The organism is Polaromonas sp. P1_F8, assembly GCF_056405635.1.
Window position 1 is genome coordinate 637,829 of the sequence record NZ_JBFUBS010000001.1, and the last position, 19,075, is coordinate 656,903.

The following is a 19,075-nucleotide window of genomic DNA, read 5'->3' on the forward strand; positions in this document are numbered from 1 at the left end:
CTCACCATGACCACTTCCGCCTGGCTGCTCTTCATCACCATCTCACTTGTCACCGCGCTCAGCCCCGGGCCCGGCATTTTGCTGGCGGTTTCCAACGCCGTGGCCTGGGGGCCGCGCAAGACGATGTGGAGCTCTACCGGCAATGTGCTCGGCGTGTTCGCCGTCTCCACCGCGGCCATGGCGGGCCTGGGCACCTTGCTGCACACCTCGGCCTGGCTGTTTGCTGTGCTCAAGGCCGTGGGCGCCGTCTACCTCATGTACCTGGGCTGGCGGCAATGGACCAGCAAGACCTCGATGTTCGACACGCCCTTGCCAAACGGGACGCACGCCGGGACACCGGCCGGAAAAAGCAATGCCGCACTGTTCCGGCAAGGCCTGCTGGTGGCGGTGACCAATCCCAAAAGCATCCTGTTCTTCACCGCGCTGTTCCCCCAGTTCATCCACCCGGAGGCGCCGATGCTGCCGCAATTTTTCGCACTGACCAGCGCCTTCGCTGCGTGCGTGCTGGTCTCCCATTTCACCTATGTGCTGCTGGCCAAACACACCCACCAATGGTTTGGTACGCCCCGCCGGGCCCGCATTTTCAACCGTCTCTGTGGCGGTGCGTTTGGCCTGCTGGGTTTGAGCCTGCTACGGCTGAAGAGCCCTGCCTGAAACACCCCGCATTACGCTCCATCCAACTACATAAAGAGGAATTCCTGTCCATGGAAGATTCACGCGACACCCGGTTCGCCGCAGTGCAGGCCGAACTCGGCTACAGCTTTGACGGTGAGATCAAGATAGGCGGCAATTACGTGCCTGTCGTGCAGCACGGCGACCAGGTCTTTGTGAGCGGGCAGATTCCGCGTGTCGGCAGTACCGTGGTCGTGACCGGCCGCGTAGGCTCGGAAACGTCTGTTCTGCAAGCCCAGCTGGCGGCAAAAATCTGCGCCATGCGCGCGCTGGCGCTGCTGCGGCAAAGCCTTGGCAGCCTGGACCGCGTAAAACACATTCTGCGCATCACGGTGTTTGTGCAGTCAGCGCAGGATTTCACCCAGCAAAGCGAAGTCGCCGATGCCGCGTCTGACGTGCTGTATGCAGTGCTGGGTCCGGCCGGGGCCCACACCCGTACGTCGGTGGGCGTTGTTCAGCTGCCCAAGAGTGCGTCGGTCGAGATCGATCTCATTGCGGTAGCCGGCTAGGCCTGCCTGGGTTCAGCCACCGGGCAGCAGGCGTATCAGCTTTCCGTTGTTGCTGTCGGTCAGCACGTAAAGCAGCCCGTCCGGCCCCTGGCGCACATCGCGGATGCGCTCCCCGGCGTCAGACAGCAGCTTGCTTTCGCGCACCACCTTGCCGGCGAACGGCGACGCCAGTTCGATCCGGTCCAGGTAGCCGAACTTGAGCGAACCCACAAACAGGTTGCCGCGCCAGGACTTGCCGTAACGCTCGCTGGTCAGGAACGCCATGCCGGAAGGCGCGATGGACGGCACCCAGTAATGCAGCGGCTGTTGCATGCCGGCCTTTTCGGTCAGGCCTTCGCCGATTTTTCCGCCGCCGTAGTTTTCGCCGTAGGTAATCACGGGCCAGCCGTAGTTGGCCCCGGCCCTGGGCAGGTTGATTTCGTCGCCGCCCTGCGGCCCGTGCTCATGCATCCAGAAGGTGCCGTCGGGCGCCAGCGTCGCGCCCTGGGCGTTGCGGTGGCCGTAGCTCCAGATTTCAGGCAAAGCCCCCGCCTTGCCGACAAAAGGGTTGTCCTGGGGAACCGAGCCATCTTTGTTGATGCGGACAATCTTGCCATGGTGGTTGTCCAGCTTCTGGGCGTCTTCCTTGCGGCTGAAGCGCTCACCCAGCGTGAGGAAGAGCTTGCCATCAGGCGCGCCGTTCGGTGCCGCGCGGCTTTCCACGATGCGGCAGCCGAAATGCGCCGTGCTGGCCACCTTGGGCTTCTGGCTGAAGATGATTTTGAGGTTTTCCAGCCGGGTGTCGTCGGCACTCAGGGTGGCGCGCGCCAGCGCCGTACTGTTGCCGTTGCCGGTGGCGGCGGGCTCTGAAAAGCAGAAATACAGCGTCCGGTTGCGGGCAAAGTCGCTGTCAACCAGCACGTCCAGCAAGCCGCCCTGCCCGCTGGCGGCAATCTCCGGCAGGCCCGCCACCGGCGCGCCCAGCTTGCCGCCTGGCCCGACGACTCGCAGGCGGCCGGGGCGCTCCGTGACCAGAAAACGCTCGCCCGGCAAAAAAGCCACGCCCCAGGGGTTCTCCAGGCCGGCCGCCACGGTTTCAGGGCGGACGCTTTGAGCTTGGGCGGGCTGGAACAGCGCACTGGACGCTATCAAGAATATAGCTGCTTGCGCCCGTTGGTATTGGTTTAAAGCCATATTTCACCTTGAAAAAAAGCCCACAAAAGCACATTGATCGGCCCATTCACGCCCATTTGACCGGGAAAACCGCCTTTTGATCATGTTCAAGTGGGGGCCAAGGCGGTGTAAAACATGGCATACGGGGGTAATAAATCGGGTAATCCCCTACAAATTCGTTACAAATCAATGGCTTGTCAACGTTATCAAGAAACAACATGAGTTGACGTAGGACTAATCCGTCAAGTATGCTTGGCGCCATGCGAATGATTGCCCCTGCCCTCGTCATAGCCTCTGCCGCCCTGCTGGCAGCCGGCGCACATGCGGCACCCGGCAATTCAGGCGGCGACAACGACATGGACAAACTGCTCGCCGACAAGGGCCTGCTGACCCAGATTGACAACGTCCGCCACAACGTCGCCAACAAGGCTTCCGAGCTGGTCGTCAACGCCATGGGCTTCCTGGGCGTGCCCTACAAACGTGGCGGCAACACCGTTGAAACCGGGTTTGACTGCAGCGGCTTTGTACGCGCCATTTACGAACAAAGCGTCGGGCTACTGCTGCCCCGCCGCGCCGAACAGCAAGCCGCCGCCACCCAGCGCATCGACAAGACCGAATTGCAGCCCGGCGACCTGGTGTTTTTCAACACGATGAAGCGCGCCTTCAGCCATGTCGGCATCTATATCGGCGACGGCAAGTTCATCCACTCCCCCAAGCCCGGCGCTGAAGTACGTGTCGAAAGCATGGGTGTGAGCTACTGGCAGCGCCGCTTTGACGGCGCCCGTCGCGTGCAGCCATCCAATGGGGTGGCGCAAGAGACCACGCCACGCGCCGCTGCGTTGCCCGCCCGCCCACAGCAGCCGCAAGCTACTGCGCCGGACAAGCCGCCCGCTCAGGCGGCAACCCCGCAGGTGTCGGTTGCGCGGCAGGCTGAGCTGATGATGCAACAGGAACAGTACCGGAATTAAACCGGAATCAAAGGCGCAGGCGTCGCATCGACGCCAATCTTCAGGTCAAGCTCAGGCCCTGCACCCAGCCCGGCAATTCACCGGCCAGCCCTCAATCCTTCTCTTTCCCCTTCTCTTTCCCATTGCCTGGCGACATGTCCAGTTCCACGGCCTGACCGTTGTCGAGGGCGTCACCCGCTTTAGCAGGGGTGCTCGAAACCGGAGAGGTCTGACCTTCACCGGCCAGCGCCAGCTGAAGCGTCGGCGTATCTGCTACCCCTGCGCCGTCAGCCCCGGCCCCGGCGTTGTCAGCGGCGTTGTTGCCGGCCGGAATCACGCGGTTATTTTCGGCATTGGACGAGAGCTGCTGGTTGCCCTGCGGTTTGCCGTTGACATTGACCAGGCCGCCGCCCGAATTGGTCACCTGCCCGAAGTCTCCACTGACGCTGCCTTTTGGCGAATCAATGCTCACCTGGGCGGATGTGCCGGAAATCTTCGCCTCGGTGACGGCCTCCACGGCCATGATGGGCGCGACCACGTTGGCCACCACGGTGTCGCCAGCCAGCGATGCCGAATTGCTGGCAGTGACCACGACATTCACGTCGCCCTGCGCCTGCACCACCACATTGGTGCCGGAGATGTTGCCGCTGACGTCGCCGGCACTGCTGCTGATCTGCACATTGCCCTGGCTGGTGGTGGTGCCGCTCACGTCGCCCTGAGCCTGCACCACCACGTTGTTGCCGGTGATGTTGCCGCTGATGTCACCGGTGCTACTGCTGATCTGCACATTGCCCTGGCTGGTGGTGGTGCCGCTTACGTCGCCTACGGCGGCCACCGCCACTTCGCTGGCCGTCACGTTAGCCGAGACATCGCCGCCGCTGGTGACCTGGACGGCACCCTGACTGATGGTGGAGCCGCTCACGTCGCCGCCGGCGTTCAGCGTGTTGGTGACGCTGGCGTCCTGGCCGCGCAAGGTGTGGTTGCTCAGCGCGACATTGCCCAGGGCGTTGATGCCATAGCCCTTGACCCAGAGCGTGCTCTCCAGGCTGTATCGGTTGGAGACCACCTCAAGCTGGCCGAGTGCATTCGCCTCGGTACCACCCGACAGCATGTGCACATTGCCGCGGTTGGCGCCCGATCCGGCGACCAGGCTCAGCGCGCTGGCCGTGGCGCCGGCGTTTTGGATATCGCCGTTCAGCGTGATGTCGGAGCCCAGTGTGACCAGCGTTGTGTCGCCCAGCAGGCGGACCGGTGGTCTGGCATTGGGCGCCCCCGGATCGGGTATCCCGGCATTGAACAGGAAGCCACTCACGCCGTCTTCTGCGACCACACCGGTGGCCGTCACCATACCGCTGATGCCGGAGCCGCTTGCGCCAGCGTTGAGCGCCAGACTGTGCACCGTGCTGCCGCCGAAGTACAGGTTGTAGGGATTGTTTACCACTACATTCTCGGCATAGGTGCCGGCGCCCACGCGGATATTGGCGCCGGTTGCCGCATTGCCCATGGCCGTCCCGATGGACAGCGCCTGTGTCCCGCCGCCCAGCAGGTTGCCGATGCCCACATGGAAGTCCTGCGTGGCCTGCGCGCCGTTCCAGCCCTGAACGTAGCTGGAACCCGCACTACCCAGATTGACGGCGTAGTCCAGGGCGTTCTGCTGGGAAGCCTGCAGCCAGGTGTACTGGTTGTTGTCTACCGTGCCGGCATTGCGTACAGCAAAGTCAAAGCCCGCGATGTTGAGCGCACCGAAGTTGGGGTTCGCTGATTCATTCTGCATGTACACCGGATTGCGTTCGGTGAAACTGTTGCTGTTCGCCACCGTGATGTTGTTCACCTGCTGGTTGTAATAATGGTTGGCCTGGTAGAGCGCCAGACCGCCCCAGTTGTTGTTGCGGGTGGTCGAGTTGCTGACCGTCACGTTGGCGCTGTCGGTCAGCTGTATGCCGGCACCCTCCGTTGTGCCGTTGTTGTTGCCCACAGGCGCACCGTCGGCCGTCACACGGTCTATCAACGCGCCGTCAACACCGTTAAGGTCCAACTCGGCCCTGCCCGCGCCCCGGCTGGTGACGTTGCTGATCGAGAAGTTGCGTAGCCGGGCTGATGCGTCTCCGACGGGTGCCACCTTGATACCGTAGGATCCGGCCACGTTGGCGCTCGGGCCATAGAGCGTGAAGTCTTTGAGTGACACGTTGTCGGCGGTCACGTTGATGCCGTAACCACTGACGTCGTGTGCGTCAATCGTGGTCGCCCCTTGACCCGAGCCGGACAGCGTCAGGCTGCGGTCGACATTGAGCGTGGTGGGTTGCACGTAGGTGCCCCCGGCCACATTCACCGTGCCGCCGGCAACCACGGCATCCACCCCGCGCTGAATGCTGCCGCTGGCCTGGGTGACATAAACATTGCCTGCGTCCCAGCTGACGACACCAAGTCCCGCGACGTCAAGCGCATGGTGAACGCGATCTTCGATGGCAAAGCCATTGGCGGCCCCGGTGAAACTGGCACTTGATGCATTGACATTTGTCTTCACGTTGTTCCGGTCATTGGCGCCTGCATAGATATTCCACGACCGCGTCGAACTGCCTGTGCCGGAGATCACGCTGTCGGGCGCGCCAAAGCGGGTATTGCCGATGTCCAGTGTTGAGCCCAGCCCTTCCAGAAACATGCCGTGGCCCACCGACGGATTGATGACCACATTGTTGAACGATACGTTGGCAACTGACCCGTACTCAAGCAGGTGAACCGCATCACCCGGGCCTTGCGGATTCCAGCTTCCGGCACTGCCGCTCGGGCGGCGGAAGCTTCCTTCAATGGTGACGTTATCGAACTCAAGTCTGCCGGCATCATGAACACCTCCACTCGCAACGTTATCGTGGTAACCGCGGAACTGGATCCCAACGAATTCGGTCTCGCCGGTTATTCGCAGATCCTTCAGCGTTGCGTTACCGTTGTAATAGTTGAAGTTGATGTCGCCCATGCCTAGCGAGGTCGCGCTTGTGTAGGGCGCGCCATTGCCTGTGAACGTGCTATTGAGAAGCGAAACATTCTGAAGCCCTGGAATACCTGCCGTCGCCGAGCCGTCGGCGAAGAAGCCGAATTTCCCGTTATGAAGAAAATCGCTGTTCTGGACGGTCAGTTTGCGAAGGACCGTGTTATTTGCCACCCGCACGCCTGAACCCGGTGCACTGCGGAAAGTGAAGCCGTCGATGAGTACTTCCGACGACGTACCAATATTGCCGTTCACTGTGACAGCGTCACCGGCCGCCGGTGTGATGACGGATTGCCCTGCGCCCGCTCCGTGCAGGGTCAGTGCCTTTGTGATGCTCAGACTCTCGGCGTAGGTACCGGCTTTCACGTCAACAACCCCGCCAGAAACGACCGCCTTGATGCCGTCGCTTATGGTGCCCAGCGGCTGCCGATCATTGCCAAGGCCATTGCCGAGATTGAAGTCGTCTGCGGCGGTGAAACTCTCCCCCGAACGAACGGTGACATGCGAGCGGTTGGCAAACTGCGGCGTTGAACCCAGGAGCCCATTGAGGCCGTAGCGGCGATCAAGAATGTGCATGTCGCCATTGGCCGCAGACATGGCCATCATGCCGGCGCCATACTGCGCTTCTCTGTTAAGTGGAGAACCAAAATAAGACCCGCTGGCGACGCCGTCCAGGAAAACAATGTCCCACTCATTGCCCAACGTCCCTCTGGAGTTGCCCGACATGGTCACATTGTTCGAACGAACAAGAATGGCACCTTTGGTGTTTTCGATGGTGTTCCCAGTGATGGTGGCTGAGGCGTTGGTGACCTGAATCCCGCTTCGGATATTTTTTATCGTGTTGTTGCGTATGGTCGCGTCGGTCACGCCAGAAGCGACCTTGACCCCGGTTGTACTCAGGCCGGTCCAGTTGATGGCAGCATAGTTCTGGCTGTTCGGACCCGTGATCTGCATGCCGTCAAGTGTTACGCCATTGGCGGTGATGTCCACCCCGGTTTGCCCCTCTGCCACGTTGAGCGTGGCGCCGTTCCGGCCATTGAGGGTGATGTTGGCTTTGTTGAGGGCCACCTGTTCGTTATACGAGCCGCCTTGCACATTGACAGTCGCGCCATCACCCGGTGTGCCGGTTTTGGCGATCTTGACGGCGTCCTGAATGCGCGCTCCGCTGTAAACATTCACAATATTGGAATTGCCGCTTACGACGTTAGTCGCCTGCAACGCCGACTTGAGTTCCACGGTATGACCATCAACGGTGATGGCATTGGTCGCCTGTTGCACGCCCTCGAGGTTAATCACACCCGACAACAGGTTGGCTGCATCCCCTACGCCGAGGTGGATATTCGCGGCGTTCAAGCTGGCGCCGGCCAGGTTCGACACAGCAACTCCCGTTGCGCCAGGGGGCAACGCGAACTCGTACAGCCCGTTGTTCAGTGAAATGGTGGCTGCGTCGGTGCCGAGCAAGGCGATGGTCCCGTTGACCCCGTTGACCGCAGTGATGATCCCGCCCGGCCCAACAGCGGGCTTCTTGTTGACCACCGACGGTGCCACAAGAGCGATCAGGCCCCCATCGGCCGCGGTGATAGTGCCTTCATTGGTAATGCCGCTCCCCGTACCTGGCGTAATGCGAACCTGGATCGGCCCGTTTCCGTTTCCGTTTCCATTCCCGTTTCCGTTTCCGTTTCCGTTTCCGTTGCCACTGTTGAGGAAATGGTTCTCATCGATCACCCCCGTGGTGGCGATAAGGGAGCCGACATTAACGGAGGAACCTGGCTTGAACGCAATGCCGTTGGGATTCATCAGCATCACGATGCCGTTGGCAGTAAGCGTGCCAAATATTTCCGAAGGATTGGCCGAACCGGACACACGATTCAGGACGGCCGCGGTCGCACTCGGCTGGACAAATCGAACAGTATTGTCGGCACTGATATTGAACGAATCCCAGCGAATGACGGCTCGATTGGTGGTTTGCGTGATGGTAAGTTGGGTACCGTTATTCAGCGCTTCCATAGCACCGCCCGCACCTCCTGCGGTCACATTGCCGTTGACCGGCAAACCGGCCAGCGCGCCAGTATTAATGGTGGCCTGCGTCCAGCCAGGCTGCGCAAAAACCAGCATCAGTGCCGACGGCAAGGCCTTCAGCATGAAGGCTCTGGATTTTTGCGTTCGGTTAAGCACAGGGGACTTATGGGGCCGAAAAACCGTTTTCATGGAGTCACCTCAATTCAGGAAAAAGCCGTTAAACAAAAAAAGACTCAGAACCGAACCAGCAAGGAACCCAGAAGCCTGACGTCCCTGGGATTGCCTGCGTCACTCGCTATGGTTTTGGTCAGGGGAAATGCCGCCTCCAGGCTCGCCACCGTGTTTTTCTGCATGAAAAGCCGTATGCCCAGGCCAGCCGAAGCCAGGCTCTGGCTGCTGGGCAAGCCGGGCGTTGGCGGTCCCAGTTTCCATACCTTGCCAATGTCGTAAAAGCCGAACAACTGGTAAGACCTGAAGCCTGGCGAGTTGATGGCCCCGGCATAACGCTGCTCGATACGGAAGGCAAGAGCGCGTTCGCCTACCAGCTCAGCGGGCTCATAGGCACGCCCATAACGACGGCCACCAAGGGCGTACTGTTCGGAAGAAAGAAGCGGCGTGTTGGCCCACTGCCCACCCACACCGATCACCAGGCTCAAGTTGGAGTTAAAGAACTGGGTGCGTTCATAGTCAAAAACCAGCTTGTTGAAAACGCCCTTCGCACCCGCCCGGCTTTTAAGCAGGTCAGACTCTTCAGTTCCGCCCAGTCCCTGGCTGAAGTCAAGCTCCAGATTATTTTGCCCATCAAGGCTGTCCAGCAAGCGCCAGCTCAAACCAAGGCGCAATGCCCGTATCCGGTCCTCGATCACCCGCGTACCCAAAATATCGGTGTGCACGTCGGAGTGGTCGTAGGTAGCGCGTGCAATCAGGCTTTCGTTGCGTGTCCTTAGCCATGGGTAACTCATGGAGAGGGAAAAAGCGTCGGCGCTGCCGCGCACATCAAACGGCTTGAGGATGTCGCCCGGCTGGGTACGGGCCCTTGACACCGCCGCCGACAACTTGAGCCCGTTGGCACCTACCACCTGGCTATAAGACAGCTGGGCGTAGGCCATTTCGGAATTACCCGTACCCACGCCAATCACCCGCCACTGATCGTTCACACCCAGGAGCTGGTTGCCGACCAGCCCAATCGTGAGCTGATCTGGCCCCAGGTACCTGGAACCGTAGTTGTCCACGGTCGCAAAACCCTCGAAGGTTTTCACCTGCGCAATCAGGGTGAGGTCGGCCGCTGCCGGCGTTTGCGATGGCGTAAGTACGCTGCGCAACTCGATCCCCGGAAAATCATTGGCGATCAACAGATACCGCTCAAGCACGGGGCCCTGAATGGGCCGTGACGCCCTGATCTTCTCGCCGATGGCTGCGAGTTGCTCCTTCACATGGGCACTGACATCGTCCCCCGCCTGAATGTTCACCTTGTCGATGTAGCCCTCAACCACACGCAGGGTGAGCGTACCGTCGGCAAGAGACTGCGGCGGCACCACCACCAGCGACAGGATGTAGCCTGCATTGCGGTACATCGCGGTAAGCGAGGACGCAAGTTGCAGAATCTCGCTGCCGCTAACCTCGCGTCCGGTGTAGCTGTCTGCGTGCGCCTGAAGAACGCCGCCGGGCAGCACGGTGCGGGCTTCAATATCAATGCGCCTGAGCGTGACCTTAATGGCCCTGAGCGATTCAGGCAAAGGCCCTGTTGGCTCGGTCCTGATTTCCGGAGGTACCGGTGAGGTGCCAGGCTCCGGCTGGAAATCGAAACGTTCGCGAACCCGGCCAGGGTCGACGGTAGATGGCGGTTGCTGCGCCAGCGCAGTTGTCGAAATGACCATGAGCACAGAGAAAGCACCAGTCCACACGCTATGCACGCCCACATGATCGATACGCTTCATCGCCAGCCCCGTTGAAAATCAAGGTTTCCGAAGTGCCTGCAGGTGTTGTGATTCGACACTTGCCGGTAGTATTTTTTGTGAACTAATTCACGGTAACCAATTGTGAAACCTGATACAAGGGAGAAAAAGTGATTAATTACCAACGGTCTTATGTAATCATTTCGCCCCAATTTTTACCAACATGGCTTTTCTGCCCACATTACGCGGCCCTATTGGTTACATTTAGAGCCAGAAAGACATACATTCAGTTACCTTTGGCTTACTGAAAATCTTTCTTGCCGGCGAAGAATTCCCCAGGAAATCCAGGTGCGTTGTGTAAAGTTTTGCTGCGGGTCCCCGATACGGCGCACGGATGGCATTGCCGGAACGACAAGCACCGCCATTCGGACCGTCGAACGGCGATGACAACAGATCACAGCGGCAATGACTCCTGGGTCTGTTTGCGGATCGCCAACGCCCGCTCGGCCCTGGCCACCTCGGCGCCTTGCGCTATAAGCTGAAGAGCAACACAAAGAAGCCGCAGGAAGACGCGTTGAAAATCCACATCTACACCGACATCGACACCTTGTTTGGCAACGCTTCGCGCTTGTGGATGGACGTTTTGGTGAAGGCAGGCCATGACGTGGAGTTCATTGACCTGGGCACCAGCACCGACGCGCCGTTGCCCGATGTCGGCCACTGCGACGTCAACCTGCTGATTGCCGGAATTTATGCACTGCCCCGTTTTTCCGTGCAGGGCCTGCCGCGCAACGGCAAGCACGTGCTGTGGATGTTTGATCCATTGACAAAGAATGCACTGGCTACCGTACATCGGTACAAGACCGGTCTTTTCGACGCCATCGCACCCGGCTTGCACGCTGTGCTGGCGATGGATTCCTCCATAGCACGCTACCTCGCACAGCATTTCCCGGCACTTGCCACTTGCCAGCTGCCCTATATGGTGGCCGGCAAACATGTGCGAACGCCCCTTCCCGAAGCGCAGAGAACCCGCGACATCATCATGCTGGGCGGCGACACGCCCCGGCGGCGGGATGCCGAGCAATACTTCGCCGGCACGGCGCCCACCCTGAAGGCCGAATTCGTCTGGAGCGGCCTGTGGGGCGCCGCGCGCGACGCCTGCCGCGCCGGTGCGCGCATCAACCTGAACATCCATGCCGACCCGGAACACACTTACTTCGACCAGTTCCGGACATTCGAAAGCTGGGCGGCCGGCACGGCCGTCGTTTCCGACATCTTTGAAGGTGGCGAAGATTTCGGCATCGAGCCGGGTGTTCACCTGGTCATGGCAGACCTCAAGGACATGCCCCTGGCATGCGCCGACCTGCTGGCAGACGTACCCCGCCGCCAGGCCATGGTGCAGGCGTCGCAGCAACTGCTGCGTGAACGGTTTTCTCCCGCAGCCTGGCAAAGTCGCATGCTCGCCATGCTTGAAAACGTTGCCTGAGCATGGCGGAGATCTCGCGGCAGGAACTGCTCGCGCTGCGGCAGGCCAGCCAGCGCCTTGTTGCAACCGCCCCGCCTAAGGCCTCAAATTTCAAACACGCCGATCAGGCCGTGCAGTGGTTTGGTGCTGTGCAGGCACAGGAATATGCCCACGCCCGATGGGCAGTTGGCTCGCGCTTCGCAGCCGCTGCGGCCATCACTGATGCGTCGATTGAGCAGGCGCTGTCCCAACGCAAGGTGGTCCGCAGCTGGGTCCTGCGCGGCACGCTGCACCTGGTGACGGCCGCCGACCTGCGCTGGCTGCTGGCCCTGGCCGCGCCGGCTCTGCTGACCCGCACCGCGGCAGCCTATCGTGAGGTCCAGCTGGATGAGGCAGCCTTCCGCAAAATCCTTCCGACCATCCGGCAGTGCCTGGAAGGCGGCCAGCAGCTCACACGCCTGGAACTTTTTGCAACGCTCGCGCAGCATCGCGTCAACACTGAAGGCCATCGCGGAGGGCGCATCCTGTACCGCGCGGCCCAGGTCGGACTGATTTGCCTGGGCGACCCGCGCGGCAAGCAGGCCACCTACACACTGCTCGATGAATGGCTGCCTCCCGGACTCGAAGCCGGCAAGGAGTTGCCTCGCGAGGACGCACTCAAACAACTGGCGCAGCGCTACTTTGCCAGCCATGGCCCCGCCACGCTGGCCGATTTTTCCTGGTGGTCAGGGCTGGCCGCCGGCGAAGCCAGGGCGGCGCTGGAGATGGCCGAAACCGGCCTGGCACAGGCGCTGTTTGAGGGAGACACCGTGTGGTGGTCCAAACGCACGCCTTTACCGCCAGCCGGCAGGCCCGCGCTTCAATTGCTCGCCGGCTTCGACGAATACGTGCTGGGCTACACGGACCGCAAAGCCATCATCGACAGCGAACATACTGGCAAGCTCATGACGCCCAATGGCCTGTTCCGCCCGGCGCTGCTGCTCGGTGGGCGCGTGGCCGGCACCTGGCAGGCGCAGGTAAAAAAAGGCGCGCTCAGTATCAGCACAATGCCCTTCGCACCGCTGCCGCGCGGCAGCGCCGGCGCGTTGCGCCTGGCCGCGCAGCGCTACTCGGCCTTCATGGGGCTGCCGCTCGCGGAAGTGCACTAAGACAACTTGCCGGCCATCACAAGGGTTTACCCGGCTGAACTTTGTCGACCGTTTCAAGTCAGCACATTACTCAGGTATAGCGGTCACAGGTGCATTCGCCCGGCACCGGCGCTACTATCGCTTCCAGTCATCCGGCCCATCCTTCCTTCAAATATTGAGGAGCGCATCCATGGCAAAACTGAACGTCAACGGTACTGTGCGTGAGTTTGAAGTGGAGGACGACACACCGCTGCTGTGGGTCATCCGCGAACAACTTGGGCTCACCGGCACCAAATACGGCTGCGGTATCGCGGCTTGCGGCGCCTGCACCGTGCACATCGACGGCGTGCCTACACGCAGCTGCGTGCGGCCCGTCTCGACGGTGAGTGCGACCGAAAAAATCGTAACCATTGAAGGTTTGTCGCCGGACGGCTCGCACCCCATACAAAAGGCCTGGGTTGCGCTGGACGTTCCGCAGTGCGGCTATTGCCAGTGCGGCATGGTGATGACGGCGGCGGCGCTGCTCAAGGCCAAACCGAACCCGACCGATGCCGACATCAATGAGGCGATGACCAACATCTGCCGCTGCGGCACCTACAACCGCATCCGCGCCGCCATCAAGGTTGTTGCCGCGGGCGGTAACACCAAAAGCGCGGCGCTCGCCATTCAACACACCGACGGGAGCACGACATGAGCGCCACCCCCCTGCCCTCCGCAAACTCTCTGCGTCTCTCGCGCCGCCGCTTCCTGGCCTCGGGTGCCTCGGCCGGCCTCATCGTAGGTTTCCACATTCCGTTCGCCGGCACGGCGGCTGCCCAAGGCGCAGCCTCGCCGGAGATCAACGCCTGGGTTGTGGTGCGCCCCGACGACACGGTGGTCATCCGTATCGCACGCTCTGAAATGGGACAGGGCAGCCTGACCGGCCTTGCCCAACTCGTGGCCGAAGAGCTGGAATGCAACTGGGCCAAGGTCACCACCGAATACCCGACACCCGGCCAGAACCTGGCACGCAACCGGGCCTGGGGCAACTTCTCCACCGGCGGCAGCCGCGGCATCCGCGAATCGCACGACTACGTGCGCAAAGGCGGCGCCACCGCCCGCATGATGCTGGTGCAGGCCGCAGCCGACGAATGGAAGGTGCCGGCGGCCGAATGTACCGCCGCCAATAGCGTGATCACCCACACGCCATCGGGCCGCAAAACCACCTATGGGAAAGTGGCGATCGCGGCAGCCAAAGTGGCGCCGCCCGCCGAGGTCAAGCTGAAGGACCCGAAAGACTGGAAGCTCGTGGGCAAACGCCTGGCGCGGCTGGACACGCTGGACAAGGTCACCGGCAAGCAGGTGTACGGCGCGGACCTGAAACTGCCCGGCATGCTCAACGCGGCCATCAAGGACTGCCCGGTGTTCGGCGGCAAGGTCAAGAGCTTCAATGCCGCCGCGGTTGAAAAGCGCCCCGGCGTGAAGAAGGTGCTGGCGGTCGGAGACAGCGCGGTGGCCGTCGTGGCCGACACCTGGTGGCGCGCCAAGACCGCACTCGACGCGCTGCCCATCGAATGGGACAACGGCCCCAACGCTTCGAACTCCAGCGCCGGCGTGGCCCAGATGCTCAAGGCCGGACTGGACGCGCCCGACGCGGCCGTTGGCAACCAGAACGGCGACGCCAAAGCCGCGCTGGCGTCGGCGGTCAGGCGCATCGAGGCGGTGTATTCCTACCCGCACCAGAACCACGCGACCATGGAGCCCATGAATGCGACGGCACGCTGGACGCCCGAGCGCTGTGAAGTCTGGACGCCCACGCAAAACGGTGAAGCGGCTCTGGCGGCCACCTCTGAAGCGGCAGGCCTTCCGGCCGGCAAATGCGAGGTCTACAAAATTCACCTGGGAGGCGGCTTCGGGCGGCGCGGCGCGGTGCACGACTGGGTACGCCAGGCCGTGGACATTGCCAAACAGATGCCTGGCGTGCCGGTCAAGCTGCTGTGGTCGCGCGAGGAAGACATGCTGCATGGCCGCTACCACCCGGTCACGCAGTGCAAGCTGCAGGCCGGGCTGGACGCGCAGGGCAACGTCACCGCGTTGCACATGCGCATCTCGGGCCAATCCATCCTGGCCGGCGTGGCGCCGCAAAACGTGCGCAACGGGCTCGACCCGGTGCAGTTCCAGGGCCTCAACGCGCCGGGGCCTGAAGCCTCCATTGGCTACAGCTTCCCCAACCTGCTGATCGACCACGCGATGCGCAATCCCAGCGTGCCGCCCGGCTTCTGGCGCGGCGTAAACCTGAACCAGAACACGATTTACCTCGAATCCTTCATCGATGAAATCGCGGTTGCCACCAAGCAGGACCCGCTGGCCCTGCGGCGCAAGCTGATGACGAACCACCCCAAGCACCTGGCGGTGCTCAATGCCGTGGCCGAGCGCGTCAAGTGGAACGTGCCGCCGCCCGATATAGCCGGCCAGAAGGTTTACCGCGGCCTGGCACAAACCATGGGTTTCGGCAGCTACGTGGCGGCCTGCGCCGAGGTGTCAGTAAGCAGCGACGGCGTGCTCAAGGTCCACCGCATCGTGGCCGCCACCGACCCAGGCTATGCGGTCAATCCGCAGCAGATCGAGGCGCAGGTCGAGGGCTCCTTTGCCTATGGCCTGTCGGCGGCGCTGTTCGGCGAATGCACACAAAAAGACGGGCGCATGGAGCAGGACAACTTCAGCACCTACCCCGTCGTGCAGATGCAGCACATGCCTGCGGTGGAGACCATCATCGTTGCCTCGGGCGGCTTCTGGGGCGGCGTCGGTGAACCGACGATCGCGGTCGCCGCGCCTGCAGTGCTCAACGCCGTGTTCGCGGCGACGGGCAAACGCATACGCGACCTGCCGCTGAAGAATCACGACCTCAAAAAGGCATGAACTGGCGTGGCGCCATCGCCGGCGGGGTGATGATGCTGGCACCCTGGACCAGTTTCGCGCAACAATCCGTCCCGCCGCTGCAGGTTGTTGGCGACGCGATACCCCAGGCACTGACGGTCACGCCCGGCGACCCGGCACGCGGCCGCGCCATCGTCGCGAGCCGTCAACACGGCCTGTGCCTGCTCTGCCACACCGGGCCCATTCCCGAAGAGCGCTTCCAGGGCAACCTGGCGCCCGACCTGGCGGGCGCGGGCGCACGCTGGAGCGAAGGGCAGCTGCGCCTGCGCATTACCGACGCGCAGCGCCTGAACCCGGCCAGCATCATGCCCGCCTACTACCGCAACGACAGCCTGGTGCGCGTGGGTACGGCCTGGCAGGGCAAGCCCATCATGAACGCCCAGCAAATTGAAGACGTGGTGGCCTTTCTGCTCACACTGAAGTGAACTCATGACCACAGCAGGCCGTTTTATTTCTTTTAATCGGCGCCAGATTCTGGCGGGCGCGGCCAGCATGGGCCTGAGCGTCGTTTTGCGTCCCGCAGCGGCGCAGACCGGTGAGCTGGCGGTAGCGGTGGCGACCTATACCCTAAGCGCTCCGGTACGAGCGGGCAAAGTCAAGCTTGACATCGCCGAGCTGGTCGACAACGGCAATGTGGTGCCCATCACCGTCACGGTGGACAGCCCAATGACGGCGGCCGACCATGTGAAAAGCATTGCCGTCTTCAACGAGAAAAACCCCCAGCGCGATGTAGCCCGCTTCACGCTGGGGCCACGCGCCGGCAAGGCCGCCGTGACCACGCGCATACGCCTGGCCACCTCACAACAGCTTGTGGCCGTCGCGCAGATGAGCGACGGCAGCTACTGGTCGCACACCGTCAATGTCATCGTGACCCTGGCGGCTTGTATTGAAGGCGATCCCTGATGGCACGCACACTCATCAATGCCCCAACTACCGCCAGACGCGGTGAAGTCATCGAGATACGCGCGACCATAGGCCACCCGATGGAAACCGGTTTTCGCGCCGGCGAGGACGGCAAGGTCCTGCCGCGCAACATCATCCAGACCTTCAGCTGCCGATACAACGGCGAGCTGGTTTTTAGCGCCGAGCTGTTTTCGGCCGTCTCGGCCAACCCCTACCTCGCCTTCCACACTGTGGCCACCGACAGCGGCACGCTGGTGCTTCGCTGGGAGGGCGACAACGGTTTTGCACAGACTGAAAGCATCAACCTGACCGTCTCGCCATGATGCGGATTTTGCAAGGCATGCTGTTGGGTCTGCTGATCAGCAATGCCAGCGCGCAGACAGCTCCAGGCAAAGACACTCGTCGCTCGGGCTTTGACTATATGGGCGCATCCACACAAGCCATGCAGAAAGACGATGCGCTCAATCCCGGCATGTTGTGGGTCAAGGACGGCGAAGCGCTGTGGAAGCAGCCAACAGGTGTCAGCGGAAAAGCCTGTGCGAGCTGCCACGCGGCAGCGCCGGACAGCATGCGCGGCGTGGCAGCGCGCTACCCCGCGTTTGACAGCAAGCTGGGCCGTCCCATCACCCTGGGCCAACGCATCAACCAGTGCCGCCAGCAGCACCAGCAGGCTACCCCGCTGCGCCCCGAAAGCCAGGAGCTGCTGAGCCTGGAGAGCTATGTCGCGCTGCAGTCGCGCGGTCTGCCAATATCGCCGTCCCAGGATGCCCGGCTTGAGCCTTTCCGCCAGCGCGGGCAGCAGCTTTTCACGCAGCGCATGGGCCAGCTGAATCTTTCGTGCGCGCAATGCCATGACGGGTTGGCCGGCAGGCGGCTGGCCAGCAGCGTAATTCCAGAGGCACATCCAACGGCTTATCCGGTGTACAGGCTCGAGTGGCAGGCCATGGGCTCGCTGCAGCGCCGCCTGCGTGGCTGCATGAGCGGCGTGCGCGCCGAGCCTTTTGCGTATGGTGCGCAGGAACTCGTGGAGCTTGAGCTGTACCTGAATGTCCGCGCGAAAGGCATGGCACTGGAGTCGCCCGGTGTGCGGCCGTGATTTGAGCGGCAGTACTGCGGATGCTATCAATTACATAGCATATTGAGCAATCCGGCGAAGGGCTGCTGCGCTTTTTATCATCTCAAAACCGGGCCCGTTCCGTTCGGGTCAGTGCCGGCTTTCCGTCCCATGAGGCTTATGCCGTCACACGACCGGGCCGGGAGGCACCTCCTGGTGCCAGCGTCGGGGCACAAAGAAAACCCGGCTCCAAAGCGCGAATGCCTGAACAGTCGAATTGGCACACAAGTTGCTGATCGCCAGATGTCATCAGCCGCTTCCCCGCTTTCAATCCTGTTGATGGTTGCCAATGCAGCCTTCAGCCCTTCAGGAGCACTCCATGAAACGTCGTCACGTCCTGGCCGCCGGCATCTCTGCCCTGACCGCTCCAGCATGGACAAGCGCCCAAAGCGCCTGGCCTTCGCGTGGGCCGATCAGACTGGTCGCGCAATTCCCACCGGGCGGTCTGGTTGATACCGTGTCCCGCATGATGGCGCCGCACCTGTCACAGGCGCTGGGCCAGACCGTCGTAGTGGAAAACCGCGCGGGTGCGGGCGGCCTGATCGGCACCGACTATGTGTCCAAGCAGCCCGCCGACGGCTACACCTTACTGGTCAGCCATGCGTCGGTGCACATCTATGCCACAGCCACCCGCAAAGTCATGCCCTTTGACCCGGTGAATGATTTTTCTCACATGGGCATGCTGGTTGAAGCGCCCATGGTGTTGCTGGTGCGGGCGCAGTCGCCCTTCCAGACCCTGGAGCAATACCTGACGGCCGCCAGGACCCGGCCTGTGCGTTATGGCTCATCGGGCATCGGTTCTGCCAATCACCTGTTTGGCGAAATGCTCAAGATTGAAGGCAAGGCACCCCAACACGACCACATCCCCTACCAAGGCAGCGCGCCGGCCATGCAGGATCTGCTGGGCGGGCAGATCGACAGTCTGCTCGATCCCATCACCACTAACGTGGCGCAACTCAAGGCGGGGTCCCTGCGCGCGCTGGCTGTCTCTACCCCCAGCCGCCTGCAGGCGCTTCCCAACATTCCGACTTTTGCCGAGCTCGGCTTCCCCAAGCTGACGGGGTCCCAGTGGCTGGGATTGTCAGCGCCCAAAGGCCTGCCTGGGCCCATTCTTGCGCGGCTGACGGCACTGATCCCTGAAATTCTCGCCAAACCGGACATCGCAGCCAGACTGGAAGAAATCCAGACCCTGCCACGCAAAAATGCGGTGGTCGGCACCGAGTTCGTTCAGTTGATCAATTCGCAGATCGACACCTGGCGCAGCGTGGCCAAGCTGGCCAACGTCGAGGTGATAACATGATTTTTCCGGCAACGACAGCCGCAGGAGCACCCTGAGTGAACTGCACCCACGCCTTTTCCAGCGGCACGGCAAG

Annotated in this window: 14 protein-coding genes and 1 pseudogene; 12 read left to right on the forward strand and 3 right to left on the reverse strand. The window is 62.0% G+C overall.

Annotated features, from left to right (window positions below; genetic code table 11):
- The first annotated feature begins 6 nt into the window (after positions 1–6).
- Positions 7–654, forward strand: coding sequence for a LysE family translocator (locus AC1D1J_RS03130; protein ID WP_477685633.1), 648 nt, complete (start codon positions 7–9; stop codon positions 652–654).
- 50 nt (positions 655–704) lie between these two features.
- Positions 705–1,181: a RidA family protein gene (locus tag AC1D1J_RS03135; RefSeq protein WP_477693867.1), complete on the forward strand. Its 477-nt coding sequence runs from the start codon at positions 705–707 to the stop codon at positions 1,179–1,181.
- A 12-nt stretch (positions 1,182–1,193) separates the two neighbouring features.
- On the opposite strand, the gene AC1D1J_RS03140 is transcribed toward AC1D1J_RS03135, so the two are convergent.
- Entirely contained in the window at positions 1,194–2,354 is a 1,161-nt protein-coding gene (locus tag AC1D1J_RS03140) for a PQQ-dependent sugar dehydrogenase (protein ID WP_477693868.1), read from the reverse strand.
- A 239-nt stretch (positions 2,355–2,593) separates the two neighbouring features.
- On the opposite strand from AC1D1J_RS03140, the pseudogene AC1D1J_RS03145 reads away from it, so the two are divergent.
- A pseudogene (locus AC1D1J_RS03145) lies at positions 2,594–3,166 on the forward strand (C40 family peptidase); the annotation flags it as partial.
- A gap of 226 nt (positions 3,167–3,392) precedes the next feature.
- Here the strand turns inward: AC1D1J_RS03145 and AC1D1J_RS03150 are convergent.
- On the reverse strand, positions 3,393–8,405 hold the full coding sequence (locus AC1D1J_RS03150) for a beta strand repeat-containing protein (protein ID WP_477693869.1): 5,013 nt from the start codon (positions 8,403–8,405) through the stop codon (positions 3,393–3,395).
- Positions 8,406–8,515: 110 nt separating this feature from the next.
- Positions 8,516–10,219 carry a ShlB/FhaC/HecB family hemolysin secretion/activation protein gene (locus AC1D1J_RS03155; protein ID WP_477693870.1) on the reverse strand — a complete coding sequence of 568 codons (1,704 nt, stop codon included), beginning with the start codon at positions 10,217–10,219 and terminating at the stop codon, positions 8,516–8,518.
- Between the two features lie 532 nt (positions 10,220–10,751).
- On the opposite strand from AC1D1J_RS03155, the gene AC1D1J_RS03160 reads away from it, so the two are divergent.
- The 9 genes from AC1D1J_RS03160 to AC1D1J_RS03200 all read left to right on the forward strand — a co-directional run bounded on the left by AC1D1J_RS03160 (position 10,752) and on the right by AC1D1J_RS03200 (position 19,002).
- Positions 10,752–11,663, forward strand: coding sequence for a glycosyltransferase family protein (locus AC1D1J_RS03160; protein WP_477693871.1), 912 nt, complete (start codon positions 10,752–10,754; stop codon positions 11,661–11,663).
- Between the two features lie 2 nt (positions 11,664–11,665).
- On the forward strand, positions 11,666–12,790 hold the full coding sequence (locus AC1D1J_RS03165) for a winged helix DNA-binding domain-containing protein (protein WP_477693872.1): 1,125 nt from the start codon (positions 11,666–11,668) through the stop codon (positions 12,788–12,790).
- Between the two features lie 169 nt (positions 12,791–12,959).
- Positions 12,960–13,463, forward strand: coding sequence for a (2Fe-2S)-binding protein (locus AC1D1J_RS03170; RefSeq protein WP_457280590.1), 504 nt, complete (start codon positions 12,960–12,962; stop codon positions 13,461–13,463).
- Positions 13,460–15,667, forward strand: a complete 2,208-nt coding sequence (locus AC1D1J_RS03175; RefSeq protein ID WP_477685627.1) for a xanthine dehydrogenase family protein molybdopterin-binding subunit — start codon at positions 13,460–13,462, stop codon at positions 15,665–15,667. Before AC1D1J_RS03170 ends, AC1D1J_RS03175 begins: the two co-directional genes overlap by 4 nt.
- The gene (soxX, locus tag AC1D1J_RS03180; protein WP_477685626.1) at positions 15,664–16,110 is read left to right on the forward strand and encodes a sulfur oxidation c-type cytochrome SoxX; all 447 of its coding nucleotides are present in this window, start codon (positions 15,664–15,666) and stop codon (positions 16,108–16,110) included. Before AC1D1J_RS03175 ends, soxX begins: the two co-directional genes overlap by 4 nt.
- 4 nt (positions 16,111–16,114) lie before the next feature.
- Positions 16,115–16,588, forward strand: a complete 474-nt coding sequence (locus AC1D1J_RS03185) for a SoxY-related AACIE arm protein (RefSeq protein ID WP_477685625.1) — start codon at positions 16,115–16,117, stop codon at positions 16,586–16,588.
- Complete coding sequence (gene soxZ / locus AC1D1J_RS03190) at positions 16,588–16,911, forward strand: thiosulfate oxidation carrier complex protein SoxZ (RefSeq protein ID WP_477685624.1); 324 nt, start codon at positions 16,588–16,590, stop codon at positions 16,909–16,911. Before AC1D1J_RS03185 ends, soxZ begins: the two co-directional genes overlap by 1 nt.
- Positions 16,908–17,684, forward strand: a complete 777-nt coding sequence (gene soxA / locus AC1D1J_RS03195; protein ID WP_477693873.1) for a sulfur oxidation c-type cytochrome SoxA — start codon at positions 16,908–16,910, stop codon at positions 17,682–17,684. Before soxZ ends, soxA begins: the two co-directional genes overlap by 4 nt.
- Positions 17,685–18,021: 337 nt before the next feature.
- On the forward strand, positions 18,022–19,002 hold the full coding sequence (locus AC1D1J_RS03200; RefSeq protein ID WP_477685622.1) for a Bug family tripartite tricarboxylate transporter substrate binding protein: 981 nt from the start codon (positions 18,022–18,024) through the stop codon (positions 19,000–19,002).
- Positions 19,003–19,075 lie beyond the last annotated feature (73 nt).

Coding starts and splice junctions, on each gene's coding strand:
- AC1D1J_RS03130 (WP_477685633.1), top strand. CDS start 7: ATGACCACTTCCGCCTGGCTGCTCTTCATCACCATCTCACTTGTCACC.
- AC1D1J_RS03135 (WP_477693867.1), top strand. CDS start 705: ATGGAAGATTCACGCGACACCCGGTTCGCCGCAGTGCAGGCCGAACTC.
- AC1D1J_RS03140 (WP_477693868.1), bottom strand. CDS start 2,354: ATGGCTTTAAACCAATACCAACGGGCGCAAGCAGCTATATTCTTGATA.
- AC1D1J_RS03150 (WP_477693869.1), bottom strand. CDS start 8,405: ATGCTGAAGGCCTTGCCGTCGGCACTGATGCTGGTTTTTGCGCAGCCT.
- AC1D1J_RS03155 (WP_477693870.1), bottom strand. CDS start 10,219: ATGAAGCGTATCGATCATGTGGGCGTGCATAGCGTGTGGACTGGTGCT.
- AC1D1J_RS03165 (WP_477693872.1), top strand. CDS start 11,666: ATGGCGGAGATCTCGCGGCAGGAACTGCTCGCGCTGCGGCAGGCCAGC.
- AC1D1J_RS03170 (WP_457280590.1), top strand. CDS start 12,960: ATGGCAAAACTGAACGTCAACGGTACTGTGCGTGAGTTTGAAGTGGAG.
- AC1D1J_RS03175 (WP_477685627.1), top strand. CDS start 13,460: ATGAGCGCCACCCCCCTGCCCTCCGCAAACTCTCTGCGTCTCTCGCGC.
- soxX (WP_477685626.1), top strand. CDS start 15,664: ATGAACTGGCGTGGCGCCATCGCCGGCGGGGTGATGATGCTGGCACCC.
- AC1D1J_RS03185 (WP_477685625.1), top strand. CDS start 16,115: ATGACCACAGCAGGCCGTTTTATTTCTTTTAATCGGCGCCAGATTCTG.
- soxZ (WP_477685624.1), top strand. CDS start 16,588: ATGGCACGCACACTCATCAATGCCCCAACTACCGCCAGACGCGGTGAA.
- soxA (WP_477693873.1), top strand. CDS start 16,908: ATGATGCGGATTTTGCAAGGCATGCTGTTGGGTCTGCTGATCAGCAAT.
- AC1D1J_RS03200 (WP_477685622.1), top strand. CDS start 18,022: ATGAAACGTCGTCACGTCCTGGCCGCCGGCATCTCTGCCCTGACCGCT.